The 13731-nt window shown below is 44.9% G+C and carries 28 protein-coding genes; all 28 read left to right on the top strand.

Annotation, left to right across the window (positions count from 1 at the left end):
* The first annotated feature begins 20 nt into the window (after positions 1-20).
* A complete protein-coding gene (rplD, locus tag EIZ58_RS30520; protein WP_134704768.1) occupies positions 21-644 on the top strand; it encodes a 50S ribosomal protein L4 in 624 nt (207 codons plus the stop codon).
* On the top strand, positions 644-934 hold the full coding sequence (rplW, locus tag EIZ58_RS30525) for a 50S ribosomal protein L23 (RefSeq protein ID WP_134704769.1): 291 nt from the start codon (positions 644-646) through the stop codon (positions 932-934). The genes rplD and rplW overlap by 1 nt, the downstream gene beginning before the upstream one ends.
* A gap of 33 nt (positions 935-967) precedes the next feature.
* A complete protein-coding gene (gene rplB, locus EIZ58_RS30530; RefSeq protein WP_134704770.1) occupies positions 968-1798 on the top strand; it encodes a 50S ribosomal protein L2 in 831 nt (276 codons plus the stop codon).
* A 57-nt stretch (positions 1799-1855) separates the two neighbouring features.
* Complete coding sequence (gene rpsS / locus EIZ58_RS30535; RefSeq protein WP_134704771.1) at positions 1856-2137, top strand: 30S ribosomal protein S19; 282 nt, start codon at positions 1856-1858, stop codon at positions 2135-2137.
* A gap of 34 nt (positions 2138-2171) precedes the next feature.
* Positions 2172-2504: a 50S ribosomal protein L22 gene (gene rplV, locus EIZ58_RS30540; RefSeq protein ID WP_134704772.1), complete on the top strand. Its 333-nt coding sequence runs from the start codon at positions 2172-2174 to the stop codon at positions 2502-2504.
* 13 nt (positions 2505-2517) lie between these two features.
* Entirely contained in the window at positions 2518-3183 is a 666-nt protein-coding gene (rpsC, locus tag EIZ58_RS30545; RefSeq protein ID WP_134704773.1) for a 30S ribosomal protein S3, read from the top strand.
* A 2-nt stretch (positions 3184-3185) separates the two neighbouring features.
* The gene (rplP, locus tag EIZ58_RS30550) at positions 3186-3620 is read left to right on the top strand and encodes a 50S ribosomal protein L16 (RefSeq protein WP_134704774.1); all 435 of its coding nucleotides are present in this window, start codon (positions 3186-3188) and stop codon (positions 3618-3620) included.
* Positions 3610-3807 (top strand): 50S ribosomal protein L29, encoded by a 198-nt coding sequence (gene rpmC / locus EIZ58_RS30555; RefSeq protein WP_134704775.1) that lies wholly within the window; start codon positions 3610-3612, stop codon positions 3805-3807. Before rplP ends, rpmC begins: the two co-directional genes overlap by 11 nt.
* Positions 3808-3833: 26 nt before the next feature.
* A complete protein-coding gene (gene rpsQ, locus EIZ58_RS30560; protein ID WP_134704776.1) occupies positions 3834-4094 on the top strand; it encodes a 30S ribosomal protein S17 in 261 nt (86 codons plus the stop codon).
* A gap of 44 nt (positions 4095-4138) precedes the next feature.
* Positions 4139-4507, top strand: a complete 369-nt coding sequence (gene rplN / locus EIZ58_RS30565; protein WP_134704777.1) for a 50S ribosomal protein L14 — start codon at positions 4139-4141, stop codon at positions 4505-4507.
* Positions 4508-4546: 39 nt separating this feature from the next.
* Complete coding sequence (gene rplX, locus EIZ58_RS30570) at positions 4547-4876, top strand: 50S ribosomal protein L24 (protein WP_134704778.1); 330 nt, start codon at positions 4547-4549, stop codon at positions 4874-4876.
* Positions 4877-4902: 26 nt separating this feature from the next.
* Positions 4903-5445: a 50S ribosomal protein L5 gene (gene rplE, locus EIZ58_RS30575; protein ID WP_134704779.1), complete on the top strand. Its 543-nt coding sequence runs from the start codon at positions 4903-4905 to the stop codon at positions 5443-5445.
* A gap of 32 nt (positions 5446-5477) precedes the next feature.
* Positions 5478-5663: a type Z 30S ribosomal protein S14 gene (locus tag EIZ58_RS30580; RefSeq protein WP_134704780.1), complete on the top strand. Its 186-nt coding sequence runs from the start codon at positions 5478-5480 to the stop codon at positions 5661-5663.
* A gap of 30 nt (positions 5664-5693) precedes the next feature.
* Positions 5694-6092, top strand: a complete 399-nt coding sequence (gene rpsH, locus EIZ58_RS30585) for a 30S ribosomal protein S8 (protein ID WP_134704781.1) — start codon at positions 5694-5696, stop codon at positions 6090-6092.
* A 30-nt stretch (positions 6093-6122) separates the two neighbouring features.
* Positions 6123-6665 (top strand): 50S ribosomal protein L6, encoded by a 543-nt coding sequence (gene rplF / locus EIZ58_RS30590; RefSeq protein WP_134704782.1) that lies wholly within the window; start codon positions 6123-6125, stop codon positions 6663-6665.
* 31 nt (positions 6666-6696) lie between these two features.
* Entirely contained in the window at positions 6697-7065 is a 369-nt protein-coding gene (gene rplR / locus EIZ58_RS30595; RefSeq protein WP_134704783.1) for a 50S ribosomal protein L18, read from the top strand.
* Between the two features lie 51 nt (positions 7066-7116).
* The gene (gene rpsE, locus EIZ58_RS30600) at positions 7117-7614 is read left to right on the top strand and encodes a 30S ribosomal protein S5 (protein ID WP_134704784.1); all 498 of its coding nucleotides are present in this window, start codon (positions 7117-7119) and stop codon (positions 7612-7614) included.
* 14 nt (positions 7615-7628) lie between these two features.
* Positions 7629-7808, top strand: coding sequence for a 50S ribosomal protein L30 (rpmD, locus tag EIZ58_RS30605; protein WP_134704785.1), 180 nt, complete (start codon positions 7629-7631; stop codon positions 7806-7808).
* Positions 7809-7843: 35 nt separating this feature from the next.
* Positions 7844-8284 carry a 50S ribosomal protein L15 gene (gene rplO, locus EIZ58_RS30610; protein WP_134704786.1) on the top strand — a complete coding sequence of 147 codons (441 nt, stop codon included), beginning with the start codon at positions 7844-7846 and terminating at the stop codon, positions 8282-8284.
* Positions 8284-9576 carry a preprotein translocase subunit SecY gene (gene secY, locus EIZ58_RS30615; protein WP_134704787.1) on the top strand — a complete coding sequence of 431 codons (1293 nt, stop codon included), beginning with the start codon at positions 8284-8286 and terminating at the stop codon, positions 9574-9576. The genes rplO and secY overlap by 1 nt, the downstream gene beginning before the upstream one ends.
* A gap of 38 nt (positions 9577-9614) precedes the next feature.
* Positions 9615-10265: an adenylate kinase gene (locus EIZ58_RS30620; RefSeq protein WP_134704788.1), complete on the top strand. Its 651-nt coding sequence runs from the start codon at positions 9615-9617 to the stop codon at positions 10263-10265.
* Complete coding sequence (gene map / locus EIZ58_RS30625; protein WP_134704789.1) at positions 10265-11011, top strand: type I methionyl aminopeptidase; 747 nt, start codon at positions 10265-10267, stop codon at positions 11009-11011. Before EIZ58_RS30620 ends, map begins: the two co-directional genes overlap by 1 nt.
* Positions 11012-11020: 9 nt before the next feature.
* A complete protein-coding gene (locus tag EIZ58_RS30630; RefSeq protein ID WP_134704790.1) occupies positions 11021-11332 on the top strand; it encodes a KOW domain-containing RNA-binding protein in 312 nt (103 codons plus the stop codon).
* Between the two features lie 7 nt (positions 11333-11339).
* Positions 11340-11558 carry a translation initiation factor IF-1 gene (gene infA / locus EIZ58_RS30635; protein WP_010896341.1) on the top strand — a complete coding sequence of 73 codons (219 nt, stop codon included), beginning with the start codon at positions 11340-11342 and terminating at the stop codon, positions 11556-11558.
* Positions 11559-11625: 67 nt separating this feature from the next.
* On the top strand, positions 11626-11739 hold the full coding sequence (rpmJ, locus tag EIZ58_RS30640; protein WP_057900126.1) for a 50S ribosomal protein L36: 114 nt from the start codon (positions 11626-11628) through the stop codon (positions 11737-11739).
* A 21-nt stretch (positions 11740-11760) separates the two neighbouring features.
* Positions 11761-12129 carry a 30S ribosomal protein S13 gene (gene rpsM, locus EIZ58_RS30645; protein WP_134704791.1) on the top strand — a complete coding sequence of 123 codons (369 nt, stop codon included), beginning with the start codon at positions 11761-11763 and terminating at the stop codon, positions 12127-12129.
* A gap of 16 nt (positions 12130-12145) precedes the next feature.
* Positions 12146-12544: a 30S ribosomal protein S11 gene (rpsK, locus tag EIZ58_RS30650; protein ID WP_134704792.1), complete on the top strand. Its 399-nt coding sequence runs from the start codon at positions 12146-12148 to the stop codon at positions 12542-12544.
* A 241-nt stretch (positions 12545-12785) separates the two neighbouring features.
* Positions 12786-13730, top strand: a complete 945-nt coding sequence (locus EIZ58_RS30655; RefSeq protein WP_134704793.1) for a DNA-directed RNA polymerase subunit alpha — start codon at positions 12786-12788, stop codon at positions 13728-13730.
* Position 13731: the final 1 nt, after the last annotated feature.

A 13731-nucleotide genomic window follows, 5' to 3' on the forward strand; every position in this document is an offset into this window, starting at 1 on the left:
TTAGGAAAGGAGGATTCGCTATGCCTAAAGTAGCTCTATATAACCAAACAGGAGCGCAAGTTGGGGAAATTGAATTGGCAGATTCCGTATTCGGAATTGAACCAAACCGATCTGTGCTTCATGATGCAGTAGTTATGCAACAAGCTTCTCAACGCCAAGGTACTCACGACACAAAAGGTCGCTCTGAAGTACGTGGTGGCGGACGTAAGCCTTGGAAACAAAAAGGAACTGGACGCGCTCGTCAAGGTAGCATCCGTTCTCCGCAATGGGTAGGTGGAGGAATCGTTTTCGGACCAACTCCTCGCAGCTATGCATACAAGCTTCCTAAGAAAGTTCGCCGTCTTGCGATCAAGTCTGCTCTTTCTTCTAAGGTTCAAGCTAACGAGATCCTAGTTCTTGAAGGATTGGGATTCGATGCACCAAAGACAAAAGATATGATTCAAGTTCTTAAAGGCTTGAATGTAGACCGTAAGGCTCTAGTAGTAACAGGAGAATTTACCGATGCAGTAGCGAAATCTGCTCGTAACATCCCTGGAGTAAAATTCGTAACAGCTGATGGCATCAATGTTCTTGATGTACTAGGCTATGACAAACTAGTTATCACTAAAGATGCGGTAGCTAAAGTAGAGGAGGTGCTCGGATAATGAAAGACGTACGCGATGTTATCCTGCGCCCAATCATCACTGAACGCACAACTGATATGATGGCATTCAACACTTACGTGTTTGAAGTTGCTCCTAAAACAAACAAAACAGAAATCAAACTAGCGATCGAAAAGATTTTCGATGTGAAAGTTGAATCTGTGAATACAATAAATGTTAAAGGTAAGCCGAAACGCATGGGACGTTATGTCGGTAAGCGCAAGGACTGGAAGAAAGCGATCGTGAAGCTTTCCGAAGACAGCAAGGCTTTAGAATTCTTCGAAGGCGTATAAGCCTCACATTTTTAAAAGAAGGAGGGAAACGAAATGGGTATCAAAAAGTACAAACCGACCTCACCTGGTCGTCGTCAAATGACAGTTTCTACTTTTGAAGAGATCACAACCAATCAACCGGAAAAATCTCTTCTTGCTCCTCTTCATAAGAAAGCAGGACGCAATAACCAAGGTAAGTTGACTGTACGTCATCAAGGTGGCGGACACAAGCGTCAATACCGTATCATCGATTTCAAACGTACTAAGGATGGAATTCCTGGTAAAGTTGCTACAATCGAGTATGATCCGAACCGCACATCCAACATCGCGTTAATTAACTATGCGGACGGAGAAAAGCGTTATATCATCGCTCCTCAAGGGTTGAAGGTTGGAGATGTTATCGAATCTGGGTCTGAAGCAGACATCAAAGTAGGTAACGCACTTCCACTTGCAAACATCCCTGTGGGTACAACGATTCACAACATCGAGTTAAAGCCAGGAAAAGGCGGACAAATGGTTCGTTCTGCTGGAGCTTCTGCTCAGTTGCTTGGTCGTGATGGAGAATATGCGATCATCCGTTTAACATCGGGTGAAATCCGTAAGGTTCGTCAAGAGTGCCGCGCGACTGTAGGTCAAGTAGGTAACCAAGATCACGAATTGATCAATGTTGGTAAAGCAGGTCGCTCTCGTTGGTTAGGTAAGAGACCAACGGTTCGTGGATCTGTAATGAACCCAGTAGATCACCCACACGGTGGTGGTGAGGGTCGTGCGCCAATCGGACGCAAGTCTCCTATGTCTCCTTGGGGCAAGCCGACACTTGGAGCGAAGACTCGCAACAATAAGAAAGAATCTACAAAGTATATCGTTCGTAGACGTAAAAAATAATGTGATATGGGTACGGTTCGTGAGGGCCGTACGTATGTCGCGAAGGGAGGTTCTCTCATGGGACGCAGCTTAAAAAAAGGGCCTTTTGTTGACGATCATTTGATGAAGAAGGTTGAAGAGCAGAACGCTAAGGGAGATAAGAAAGTTATTAAGACTTGGTCTCGCCGTTCTACTATCTTCCCAGATTTCGTAGGTCACACTTTTGCAGTATACGATGGACGTAAACATGTGCCTGTATATGTATCTGAAGATATGGTAGGTCACAAGTTAGGTGAATTCGCACCAACTCGCACTTACAAGGGTCACGATTACGACGAGAAGAAAACGAAAAGACGCTAATATATTTTTGATTAGTTAGAGAGGAGGTTCAGTCATGGAAGCGAAAGCTATTGCAAGACAAGTGCGCATCGCTCCTCGTAAGGTCCGCCTAGTGGTAGATTTGATCAGAGGAAAACAAGTTGGAGAAGCTTTGGCGATTTTAGCTCACACTCCTAAGGCAGCTTCACCTGTAGTTGAGAAGGTTTTGAAGTCTGCTATCGCAAACGCTGAACACAATTATGAAATGGAACCAAACAACCTAGTGATTTCTAAGGTGTTCGTAGATGAAGGTGCTACCTTGAAGCGTTTCCGCCCTCGTGCAATGGGACGTGCAAGCCGCATCAACAAGCGTACCAGCCATATCACTGTGGTAGTATCTGAGAAATAAGGAGGGATAAAGGATGGGTCAAAAAGTCAGCCCAACGGGACTCCGTATTGGAGTAATTAAGGACTGGGAGTCCAAGTGGTATGCGAATGATAAAGAATACGCAACCCTTTTACATGAAGACATTAAAGTTCGTGACTACTTGAAGACCCGCTTGAAGGATGCTTCAGTTGCAAGCATCGAAATCGAGCGTGCAGCAAACCGTTTGAACGTGAACATCCACACTGCCAAGCCTGGTATGGTAATTGGTAAAGGTGGTTCCGAAGTAGAATCTCTACGCAAGAAGTTAGCCGAAATGACCGGAAAACGTGTCCACATCAACATCACTGAAATCAAGAGTGCAGATATGAACGCAACGCTTGTTGCTGAAAATATCGCTCGTCAATTAGAAAACCGTATCTCTTTCCGTCGTGCACAGAAGCAAGCTCTTCAAAGAACTATGCGTGCAGGTGCAAAGGGTATCAAGACTATGGTAAGCGGACGTCTTGGCGGAGCAGACATCGCGCGTTCTGAAGGCTATAGCGAAGGAACTGTTCCTCTTCACACGCTTCGTGCGGATATCGATTACGGAACTGCAGAAGCGCACACTACGTATGGTCGTATCGGAGTGAAGGTTTGGATCTACCGCGGTGAAGTTCTTCCTACTAAGGCGAAGAAAAACGCTGAGGAAGGAGCGCAATAATTATGTTAGTCCCTAAGCGAGTAAAACATCGTAAACAATTTAAAGGGAATTTTTCCGGGAAAGCTAAAGGTGGTACAACCGTAGTGTTCGGAGAATACGGCTTGCAAGCTCTTGAAACTTCCCGTATCACCAATCGTCAAATCGAAGCAGCGCGTATTGCGATGACTCGTTATATCAAGCGTGGTGGTAAGGTTTGGATCAAAATCTTCCCTGATAAGCCTGTGACGAAGAAGCCTTTAGAGGTTCGTATGGGTAGCGGTAAGGGTTCTCCAGAGCAATGGGTATCCATCGTGAAGCCAGGAAAAGTTCTTTTCGAATTGGCTGGAGTACCAGAAGAAACAGCACGTGAAGCTATGCGTTTGGCTATGCACAAACTTCCAGTTAAATGTAAGTTTGTAAAACGCGAAGAAGTGGGTGGTGAAGCAAATGAAAGCTAAAGAATATCGTAATCTTACCACTGCTGAAATCGAACAAAAGGTCGCTTCTTTAAAAGAAGAGCTTTTCAACCTCCGCTTCCAATTGGCTACTGGCCAATTAGAAAACCCATCTAGCATCCAAAAAGTACGCAAAGATATCGCGAAAGCGAAAACTATCCTGCGTGAACGCGAATTGGGAATCGGATAATCGATTAAAGAGAGGAGGTTTGCACAGTGGAACGTAATAACAGAAAGTCACTCGTAGGCAGAGTCGTTAGCGATAAGATGGATAAAACCATCGTAGTGTTGGTAGAAACCTACAAGAAGCATCCTCTATACGGGAAGCGTGTTAAGTACTCTAAGAAGTACAAGGCACATGATGAAACCAATTCTGCACAAATCGGCGATAAGGTCTTGATCATGGAAACTCGCCCGCTATCTAAGGATAAGCGATTCCGTTTGGTTGAGGTTGTTGAGAAAGCCGTTATTATTTAATCTTGTTCGGATGAACGAAAGATCCGAAAGGAGGGAATTCAAAGATGATTCAAACTCAAACTCGTTTGAAAGCTGCTGACAATTCTGGTGCTAAGGAATTAATGTGTATCAAGGTTCTTGGCGGAACTGGTCGCAAGACTGCAAACATTGGTGATATTATCGTATGCTCTGTAAAATCCGCAACACCCGGTGGCGTTGTCAAGAAGGGTGATGTTGTAAAGGCGGTTATCGTACGCTCTAAGACCGGTGCTCGTCGTGTAGATGGTTCTTACATCAAGTTCGATGAGAACGCAGTGGTTATCGTAAAAGATGACAAATCCCCACGTGGAACTCGTATCTTCGGACCAGTTGCTCGTGAACTTCGTGAAAAAGACTTCATGAAGATCGTTTCTTTGGCTCCAGAGGTTCTATAGATTTGAAATACCACATCTCGTATGACAAGGAGGTGCCCTATGTCTCAAAAAAAGCTACACGTTAAAAAAGGTGACACAGTTGTTGTGATCACAGGTAAAGATAAAGGTAAAAAAGGAACGGTATTAGCTGCGTTCCCTAAGGAAAATCGTGTATTGGTTGAAGGGATCAACATGGTGAAGAAACATACCAAGCCAAACCCTAACAATCCTCAAGGCGGAATCGTAACACAAGAAGCTTCTATCCACGCTTCCAACGTAATGGTAGCTGATCCTAAGACAGGAGAACCTACACGTATTGGTTCTAAGGTTTTAGAAAATGGTAATAAAGTACGTTACGCGAAAAAATCTGGCGAAGTTCTTGATAAGTAGTCAGGTGAGAAAGGAGGGCCAAGTATATGGCAGCTAGATTAAATGATTTGTACAGAGACAAAATCACTCCTGCGTTAGTATCTAAATTCGGATACTCTTCCATTATGCAGGTTCCTAAAGTAGAAAAAATCGTCATCAACATGGGTGTTGGTGAAGCTGTAGCAAACGCGAAAGCGTTGGACGGAGCTGTAGCTGACCTAACGGCGATCACTGGTCAAAAGCCGGTTATCACTCGTGCGAAGAAGTCTATCGCTGGTTTCCGACTTCGTGAAGGAATGCCAATCGGTACAAAAGTAACTCTTCGTGGTGAGCGTATGTACCACTTCATGGATAAGCTTTTCAACGTATCCCTTCCACGTGTTCGTGACTTCCGTGGGATCTCTGATAAAGCTTTCGATGGTCGTGGAAACTACACTCTTGGTCTTAAGGAACAGTTGATCTTCCCTGAGATCGAGTACGATAAAGTAGATAAAATCCGTGGTATGGACATCGTGTTTGTAACAACTGCAAACTCCGATGAAGAAGCACGTGAACTATTGACTCAATTAGGCATGCCTTTCAGAAAATAAAATCCCATTATCTCAAATGAGGAGGGAAAACAGTGGCAAAAAAAGCTATGGTAATCAAGCAACAGCGGGAACCGAAGTTCAAAGTGCGTGCATATACACGCTGCGAACGTTGCGGTCGTCCTCACTCTGTATTGCGTAAATTTCAACTTTGCCGTATCTGCTTCCGCGAATTGGCTTACAAAGGCCAACTTCCTGGAGTGAAAAAAGCTAGTTGGTAAACCCCGGGTATGGGAAGGAGGTTTTAAAACATGACGATGACAGATCCAATTGCAGATATGCTTACTCGCATTCGTAATGCGAATATGGCCCGTCACGAAAAAGTAGAGGTTCCTGCTTCAAACTTGAAGAAGGAAATCGCAAGAATCCTTAAAGAGGAAGGGTTCGTGCGTGATGTAGAATTTATCGATGATAGCAAACAAGGTATCATCCGAATTTTCCTAAAGTATGGTGCGGACAACGAGTTCGTAATCAGCGGATTAAAGAGAATCAGCAAACCAGGACTACGTGTTTATGCGAAGAAGGATGAAGTTCCTCGCGTATTAGGCGGACTTGGTATCGCGATCCTATCTACGTCCAGCGGAATTCTTACAGATAAGCAAGCTCGCGCTGCTCAAGCTGGCGGAGAAGTTCTAGCTTACGTTTGGTAGTACATCGAGAACAAGAATGGAGGTGTAACGATGTCTCGTGTTGGTAAGAAACCAGTAACGATCCCTGAAGGGGTGCAAGTTACTGTTGACAATAACTTTGTAACTGTAAAAGGTCCTAAAGGGCAGCTAGCACGCCAGTTCAATCAAGACCTTGCGATCACTATCGAAGGAAATGAATTGAACGTAACAAGACCTTCTGATAATAAAGTACACCGCGCATTACACGGAACGACTCGCAGTGTAATTGCTAACATGGTGGAAGGTGTAACAAACGGCTTTACGAAAAACCTTGAAATGGTTGGGGTTGGATACCGTGCTGCTAAAGCGGGTAACAAGCTTACACTAAGCGTAGGTAAGTCCCATCCAGTTGAAATCACTCCTGAAGAAGGAATTGAATTCGATCTAACGGCTCCAACGAAAATCGTTGTTAAAGGGATCGACAAGGAGCGCGTAGGTCAAGTAGCTGCGGAAATTCGTTCTGTACGTGAACCTGAGCCTTATAAAGGTAAAGGAATTCGTTATGAAGGCGAACGTGTACGCCGTAAAGAAGGTAAAACTGGTAAGAAGAAATAAGGCTAGTTAGCCGAAGAAAGGAGCGACCAAGATGATTGCGAAACCTGACAAGAACAAGGTCAGAAAGAAAAGACACTATCGTGTTCGCAATAAGCTTCAGGGTACAGCTGTCCGTCCTCGTTTGAACGTATTCCGTTCTGCGAAGCACATCTATGCACAAGTAATTGATGATGCAAGCGGGGCAACCTTGGCTGCTGCGTCTACTATGGATCCTGAATTGAAGGATGCTGTGAACCACGGCGGAAACGTAGATGCTGCACAGAAAGTTGGAGAGCTAGTTGCAAAGAGAGCAGCTGACAAAGGAGTTACTGAAGTGGTATTTGACCGCGGAGGATACCTTTATCATGGACGTGTAAAAGCTCTTGCTGAAGCAGCTCGCGAAGCAGGATTGAAGTTCTAATACACCTAGTCACGCTTGTGACTAGATCTCTTATAAAGAGGAGGGAAATATATGCGTATTGACGCTAGCGGTCTTGAGCTAGAAGAGAAAGTTGTAGCCATTAACCGCGTTGCTAAAGTAGTTAAAGGTGGACGTCGTTTCAGCTTTAGCGCACTTGTAGTTGTTGGCGATAAGAACGGACATGTAGGCGCTGGTATGGGTAAAGCCTCTGAGGTTCCGGACGCGATTCGCAAGGCTATTGATGATGCTAAGAAAAACTTAATTAAGGTTCCTTTAAGAGGAACAACACTTCCACACCAAATTTCTGGACGCTTCGGAGCGGGTAACGTATTAATGAAGCCTGCTGCACCTGGTACAGGAATTATCGCTGGAGGACCGGTTCGTGCGGTTCTTGAGTTGGCTGGTGTAGGTGACGTATTAAGTAAGTCTTTGGGAACAAACAATCCAATCAACATGGTTAACGCTACACTAGAAGGACTTAGCCGTCTGAAGACTGCAGAGCAAGTGGCTAAGCTTCGTGGAAAAACTGTAGCTGAATTGTTGAAATAGGAGGGATATCAGACATGGCTACATTGAAGATCACCCTCAAGAGAAGCTTGATCGGCCGTCCGCAAGATCAAAAAGCGACCGTTGAAGCATTGGGTCTTCGCAAGCTTCACCAAACTGTGGAGAAAGAAGATAATGCTTCGATCCGCGGAATGGTTGAAAAAGTGAAGCATTTAGTAGAAGTTCAAGAAGCGTAAAATATAGTTTAATGTAAGTAAGAGGAGGTGCGATCATGAAGCTACACGAATTGAAACCAGCTGAAGGATCTCGTAAAGAGCGTAAACGCGTGGGACGTGGAACTAGCTCCGGTTGGGGTAAGACAGCAGGACGCGGTCACAAAGGTCAAAAGGCTCGCTCCGGTGGTGGAGTACGTCCAGGATTTGAAGGTGGACAAAACCCACTATATCGTCGTTTGCCTAAGCGTGGATTTACGAATCCTAACCGCGTAGAATATGCGGAAGTGAACCTTGACAGATTAAATCGTTTCGAGGCTAACACAGAAGTTACTCCTGAGTTGCTATTAGAAACTGGTGTTGTAAGCAGCCTGAAAGATGGAGTAAAGATTCTTGGCAACGGAGAACTAACAGTCGCTTTAACAGTGAAGGCCAACAAATTCTCTCAATCTGCCGTTGAAAAGATCGAAGCTGCTGGCGGTAAAACTGAGGTGATCTAATGTTTGGCACCCTCTCCAACATATTCAAGATTGGCGACTTGCGTCGGAAGGTGATTTTCACCCTCTTGATGCTCGTCGTCTTTAGAATTGGAGCACACGTGCCGGTACCGAACATTAATGTGACATTGTTGGAAGCCTTTGGAGAGCAAAATAACATCTTCGGCTTCCTCAACACATTCTCCGGTGGTGCGTTACAGAATTTCTCTATCTTTGCGATGGGGATTATGCCTTACATTACGGCCTCAATTATCATGCAGTTACTATCAATGGATGTTGTGCCCAAGTTTACAGAATGGGCAAAAGAAGGAGAAGCAGGGCGCCGAAAAATCGCGCAACTGACTAGATATGGGACGATTATTCTAGGGTTTATCCAAGCGATTGGCTTATCTTTCGGATTTAATAATCTCTATCCGGGGCTAGTCGTTGATCCTAGTGTGACGACCTATCTACTCATCGCGATTACATTAACGGCAGGAACTGCTTTTCTCATGTGGGTAGGGGAACAAATTACGGAGTATGGAATCGGTAATGGGATTTCCATTATCATCACAGCCGGTATCATTGCCGGTATCCCGGATGGAGTTCGAGCCATCTATGCGGCTGAATTCTTTAATGCGGGAGATGCCATATTCCTTCACATTCTAAAACTGCTCGTTATTTTACTGGTTCTTATCGCGATCATTGTGGGAGTTATCTTCGTTCAGCAAGGGATCCGTAAGATTCCTGTTCAATACGCGAAGCGTGTTGTCGGACGCCAAATGTACGGTGGTCAATCCACCCACATTCCGTTAAAAGTTAATGCAGCAGGAGTAATGCCTGTCATCTTTGCGATTTCACTCATTGTGTTTCCACCTACCATTGCTAACTTCTGGGCTGGTAATGAGATTGCTCAATGGATCATCACGAATTTTGACTACCGAGCTCCCCTTGGAATGGTTCTCTATGTGTTGTTGATCATCGGCTTTACGTTCTTCTATACCTTCGTGCAGATTAACCCGATGCAGATGGCCGACAACATGAAGAAAAACGGAGGCTATATCCCAGGTATCCGTCCAGGTAAAACAACCGTTCAATTTATTACTCGTACGCTGAATCGCCTTACATTGGCGGGAGCCATTTTCTTAGCTGCGATATCGGTTCTTCCGGTATTCTTTACAGCGATGAGCAACCTTCCGCAGCAAGTTCAAATCGGGGGAACTTCCCTGTTGATCGTAATTGGTGTAGTATTAGATACGATGAAGCAAATTGAAAGTCAACTGATAAAGCGTCATTACCAAGGCTTTATTAAGTAGAGAGAGGTTTACCAAACGGAGCGGAGGAGAAGGAAGTCATGAACATTATCTTGATGGGACTACCAGGAGCAGGAAAAGGGACACAAGCGGAATATATTGTGAAGGAATTTAACGTTCCTCACATCTCCACAGGAGATATGTTTCGAGCGGCAGTGAAAGAGCAAACACCTATGGGTCTGGAAGCCAAGTCTTATATGGATCAGGGACTATTGGTTCCAGATCACGTGGTGATCGGTATTGTTAAGGAACGTTTGGGTAAAGATGATTGTAACGCGGGTTTTCTTTTGGATGGATTCCCAAGAACGGTGGCTCAAGCGGTAGCGCTTGATGAGACGCTTGGTGATTTGACAAAGAAAATTGACCATGTAATCAACATCGAAGTGGATCGCAGCGAATTGATGGCCCGTTTAACGGGACGCCGTATCTGCCGTGATTGCGGAGCTTCGTATCACGTCATATTCAACCCAACTCAAAAAGAAGGCGAATGTGATAAGTGTGGCGGAGAGCTTTACCAGCGTGAAGATGATAATGAGAAGACAGTGGCTACTCGTCTAGATGTTAACATTGAACAGTCTGCTCCATTACTTTCTTATTACAGCGAAAAAGGCTTATTAAGAAATATCGATGGCCAGCAGGATATCGGTAAGGTGTTCGAAGATATTGCAAACCTATTGCGAGGTCAAGCATAATGATCATTTGCAAGTCAAAGTCGGAGCTTGAGATTATGCGTGAAGCGGGACGAATCGTTGCGCTTACGCATCAAGAGCTCTCCAAATCGATTCGACCAGGGATTTCAACGCTAGAGTTGGATGAATTGGCTGATCAATTTATTCGGAGTTTAGGTGCCACTCCTTCTTTTAAAGGCTATGGCGGATTCTCAGGCAGCATATGTGCTTCCGTGAATCAAGAACTCGTTCATGGAATTCCGGGTCCTCGTGTCCTGCAAGATGGAGATATTATCTCGATCGATATTGGGGCGGAGTATAAAGGATTTCATGGAGACTCTGCATGGACTTATGCGATCGGTTCGATTACGGACGAAGCAAAGAAGCTAATGGATGTAACCGAACAATCGTTGTATAAGGGTCTAGAACAAGCTGTTCCAGGTGCCAGATTGTCAGATATCTCTCATGCCATTCAAGCGTATGTGGAAGCTCAAGGCTTATCCATCGTAAGAGAGTACGTGGGGCATGGTATTGGACGTAACCTTCATGAAGATCCCCAGATCCCGAACTATGGCCCCCCAGGTAGAGGTCCTAGATTAAAGCCGGGTATGGTGCTTGCCATAGAGCCTATGGTAAATGCAGGTGAACGATATGTTCGCACATTAGAAGATAATTGGACAGTCGTAACTGTTGATAACTCCTTGTGCGCTCACTATGAACATACCATTGCTATTACGGACGATGGCTATGAGATTTTGACAAAGCCCTAAGGGTGATCCATGGTGAAAGATGCCGAGACGCCGTCGTGTATCGGTCAAGTGGTGCAAATCTTAAAGGGGCGTGATGAGCAGAAATTTGCGTTCATCATTAAACAATTAGATGATCGGTTTGTCCTTGTTGCGGATGGGGACAAACGAAAGTTTGATCGACCCAAAAAGAAAAATGTCCTTCACTTGACATTCATGGATTACGTATCACAGGAAGTGCGTCAAAGCCTTCTCGATACAGGGAGAGTAACTAACAGCAAGTTGAGATATGCATTGAATAAGTTTCTTGATCAACATTTGGAAGTACAAAGCAAAGGAGAGTGACTGCTCTATGGCTAAAGAAGACGTAATCGAAGTGGAAGGTACGGTTATTGAACCGTTGCCTAACGCGATGTTTAGAGTGGAACTAGAAAACGGACATAAGATCCTAGCCCACGTATCCGGAAAGATCCGTATGCACTTCATCCGTATTCTACCAGGAGATAAGGTGACCGTAGAACTTTCTCCTTATGATTTAACCAGAGGTCGAATCACGTATCGTTACAAATAGGAGCGCCGTTTGCGGCACAACAATTGCTCCCGAACGAATAGCAGGGGCGATATAGGAGGTATTCAACGTGAAGGTAAGACCATCCGTTAAGCCTATTTGCGAAAAGTGCAAGATCATTCGTCGCAAAGGCAAAGTAATGGTTATTTGTGAAAACCCAAAGCATAAGCAAAGACAAGGATAATACTGAAGGAGGTGTCAACGTATGGCCCGTATCGCGGGAGTTGACTTACCACGTGAAAAGCGCGTGGAAATCGCATTAACATATATTTTCGGTATCGGACGCCCAACTGCAAAGCAAATCCGTGAAGCAGCTGGAATTAGCGAGAACACTCGTGTTCGTGACTTGACAGAAGATGAAGTGGCGAAGCTTCGTGAATTCATCGACAAGAACGTAAAAGTAGAAGGGGATCTTCGTCGTGAAATCTCTCTTAACATCAAGCGTTTGATCGAAATCGGTTCTTACCGTGGAATCCGCCACCGTCGTGGATTGCCTGTACGCGGACAACGTTCCAAAACAAATGCTAGAACTCGTAAAGGTCCTCGTCGTACCGTTGCGAATAAGAAGAAGTAAAGGAGGTACTCAATAGATGGCGAAAAGAAAAAATGTTGTTACTCGCACCAAGCGTCGTGACAGAAAGAATATTGAATCTGGCGTAGCTCATATCCGTTCTACGTTTAACAATACGATCGTGACTATTACTGATCCTCATGGTAACACGATTTCTTGGGCAAGCGCGGGTGGACTAGGTTTCAAAGGTTCCCGTAAGAGCACTCCTTTCGCTGCGCAAATGGCTGCTGAGCAAGCTGCAAGAGTAGCTATGGAGCATGGTATGAAGGCAGTTGAAGTTACGGTTAAAGGACCTGGCGCTGGTCGTGAAGCTGCTATCCGTTCTTTACAAGCGGCTGGATTAGAAGTTAACATGATCAAAGACGTTACTCCGATCCCACACAATGGTTGCCGCCCACCAAAACGTCGTCGTGTCTAATCTGGCGGATTTTTTCGCAAGTTAGAAGTTTAAAAGATACGTTCTCGGTTTATACTGGATTCAAGTAGTGCATTTTACCAAAATAAAATGCATGAGAACGGGTAACAAACTTAAGGTTGCGATACACTTTTGGTAACCGCCAAAGGGGAATTCCGGTTGTGAGGCAGTCTCTGGATCATGCCTTGTTGAGGTCCCCGGACTTCGCTTCCGGAATTTTCGACGTTTGAAGGAGGGTTTGGATATGATCGAAATAGAAAAGCCTAAGATAGAAGTTGTAGAAGTAAATGACAATGCGACCTATGGGAAGTTTGTCGTAGAACCGCTAGAGCGTGGTTATGGAACAACGTTAGGTAACTCCTTACGTCGGATTCTTCTTTCTTCTCTGCCAGGCGCCGCTGTTACAAGCGTGCAAATTGATGGAGTGTTGCATGAGTTCTCTACGATTGAGGGTGTAGTTGAAGATACCACTCAAATCATCCTTAATATCAAACAGCTTTCCTTGAAGATTCACTCTGATGAAATCAAGTACCTCGAGATCGATGCCGAAGGCATTGGCGAGGTGAAAGCTGGGGATATTCGTGCAGATAGTGACGTGGAAATCTTGAATCCAGATCTACACATCGCTACGTTAGAAGATGATGCTCGTTTGCACATTCGCTTGAAGGCCAATCGCGGCCGCGGCTATGTGTCCGCTGACCTGAATAAAGATTCAGATCAGCCAATCGGGGTCATCGCTATCGACTCGATCTATACGCCTATTTCTCGTGTAAACTATCAAGTGGAAAATACTCGTGTGGGTCAGGTGACCAACTACGATAAATTAACGCTTGAAGTTTGGACAGATGGCAGCACCCGCCCTGAAGAAGCGGTGAGTCTTGGAGCGAAAATCTTGAATGAACACTTAAACTTGTTCATCGGGTTGACAGACGAGGCAAAAGACGCTGAAATCATGGTGGAAAAAGAAGAGGATAAAAAGGAAAAAGTTCTCGAGATGACGATCGAAGAACTCGATCTTTCTGTTCGTTCTTATAACTGCTTGAAGCGGGCAGGTATTAACAGCGTTCAAGAGCTGACCATGAAAACGGAAGAAGACATGATGAAAGTCCGCAATCTTGGACGTAAGTCGTTGGAGGAAGTACAAGAAAAGCTTGCCGAACTTGGTCTTTCCCTACGACAAGATGATTAGT

The sequence above is a fragment of the Ammoniphilus sp. YIM 78166 genome (genome assembly GCF_004522215.1).
GTDB lineage: Bacteria > Bacillota > Bacilli > Aneurinibacillales > RAOX-1 > YIM-78166.

Bases quoted from the DNA above. Each gene is read 5' to 3' on its own strand.
- EIZ58_RS30655 (WP_134704793.1), top strand. From the start codon at position 12,786: ATGATCGAAATAGAAAAGCCTAAGATAGAAGTTGTAGAAGTAAATGAC.
- rpsC (WP_134704773.1), top strand. From the start codon at position 2,518: ATGGGTCAAAAAGTCAGCCCAACGGGACTCCGTATTGGAGTAATTAAG.
- secY (WP_134704787.1), top strand. From the start codon at position 8,284: ATGTTTGGCACCCTCTCCAACATATTCAAGATTGGCGACTTGCGTCGG.
- rplB (WP_134704770.1), top strand. From the start codon at position 968: ATGGGTATCAAAAAGTACAAACCGACCTCACCTGGTCGTCGTCAAATG.
- rplD (WP_134704768.1), top strand. From the start codon at position 21: ATGCCTAAAGTAGCTCTATATAACCAAACAGGAGCGCAAGTTGGGGAA.
- EIZ58_RS30620 (WP_134704788.1), top strand. From the start codon at position 9,615: ATGAACATTATCTTGATGGGACTACCAGGAGCAGGAAAAGGGACACAA.
- rpsS (WP_134704771.1), top strand. From the start codon at position 1,856: ATGGGACGCAGCTTAAAAAAAGGGCCTTTTGTTGACGATCATTTGATG.
- rpsE (WP_134704784.1), top strand. From the start codon at position 7,117: ATGCGTATTGACGCTAGCGGTCTTGAGCTAGAAGAGAAAGTTGTAGCC.
- rplN (WP_134704777.1), top strand. From the start codon at position 4,139: ATGATTCAAACTCAAACTCGTTTGAAAGCTGCTGACAATTCTGGTGCT.
- rpsH (WP_134704781.1), top strand. From the start codon at position 5,694: ATGACGATGACAGATCCAATTGCAGATATGCTTACTCGCATTCGTAAT.
- EIZ58_RS30630 (WP_134704790.1), top strand. From the start codon at position 11,021: ATGGTGAAAGATGCCGAGACGCCGTCGTGTATCGGTCAAGTGGTGCAA.
- map (WP_134704789.1), top strand. From the start codon at position 10,265: ATGATCATTTGCAAGTCAAAGTCGGAGCTTGAGATTATGCGTGAAGCG.
- rplP (WP_134704774.1), top strand. From the start codon at position 3,186: ATGTTAGTCCCTAAGCGAGTAAAACATCGTAAACAATTTAAAGGGAAT.
- rplO (WP_134704786.1), top strand. From the start codon at position 7,844: ATGAAGCTACACGAATTGAAACCAGCTGAAGGATCTCGTAAAGAGCGT.
- infA (WP_010896341.1), top strand. From the start codon at position 11,340: ATGGCTAAAGAAGACGTAATCGAAGTGGAAGGTACGGTTATTGAACCG.
- rpsK (WP_134704792.1), top strand. From the start codon at position 12,146: ATGGCGAAAAGAAAAAATGTTGTTACTCGCACCAAGCGTCGTGACAGA.
- rpmD (WP_134704785.1), top strand. From the start codon at position 7,629: ATGGCTACATTGAAGATCACCCTCAAGAGAAGCTTGATCGGCCGTCCG.
- rplX (WP_134704778.1), top strand. From the start codon at position 4,547: ATGTCTCAAAAAAAGCTACACGTTAAAAAAGGTGACACAGTTGTTGTG.
- rplR (WP_134704783.1), top strand. From the start codon at position 6,697: ATGATTGCGAAACCTGACAAGAACAAGGTCAGAAAGAAAAGACACTAT.
- rplW (WP_134704769.1), top strand. From the start codon at position 644: ATGAAAGACGTACGCGATGTTATCCTGCGCCCAATCATCACTGAACGC.
- rplE (WP_134704779.1), top strand. From the start codon at position 4,903: ATGGCAGCTAGATTAAATGATTTGTACAGAGACAAAATCACTCCTGCG.
- rplV (WP_134704772.1), top strand. From the start codon at position 2,172: ATGGAAGCGAAAGCTATTGCAAGACAAGTGCGCATCGCTCCTCGTAAG.
- rpmC (WP_134704775.1), top strand. From the start codon at position 3,610: ATGAAAGCTAAAGAATATCGTAATCTTACCACTGCTGAAATCGAACAA.
- rplF (WP_134704782.1), top strand. From the start codon at position 6,123: ATGTCTCGTGTTGGTAAGAAACCAGTAACGATCCCTGAAGGGGTGCAA.
- rpsM (WP_134704791.1), top strand. From the start codon at position 11,761: ATGGCCCGTATCGCGGGAGTTGACTTACCACGTGAAAAGCGCGTGGAA.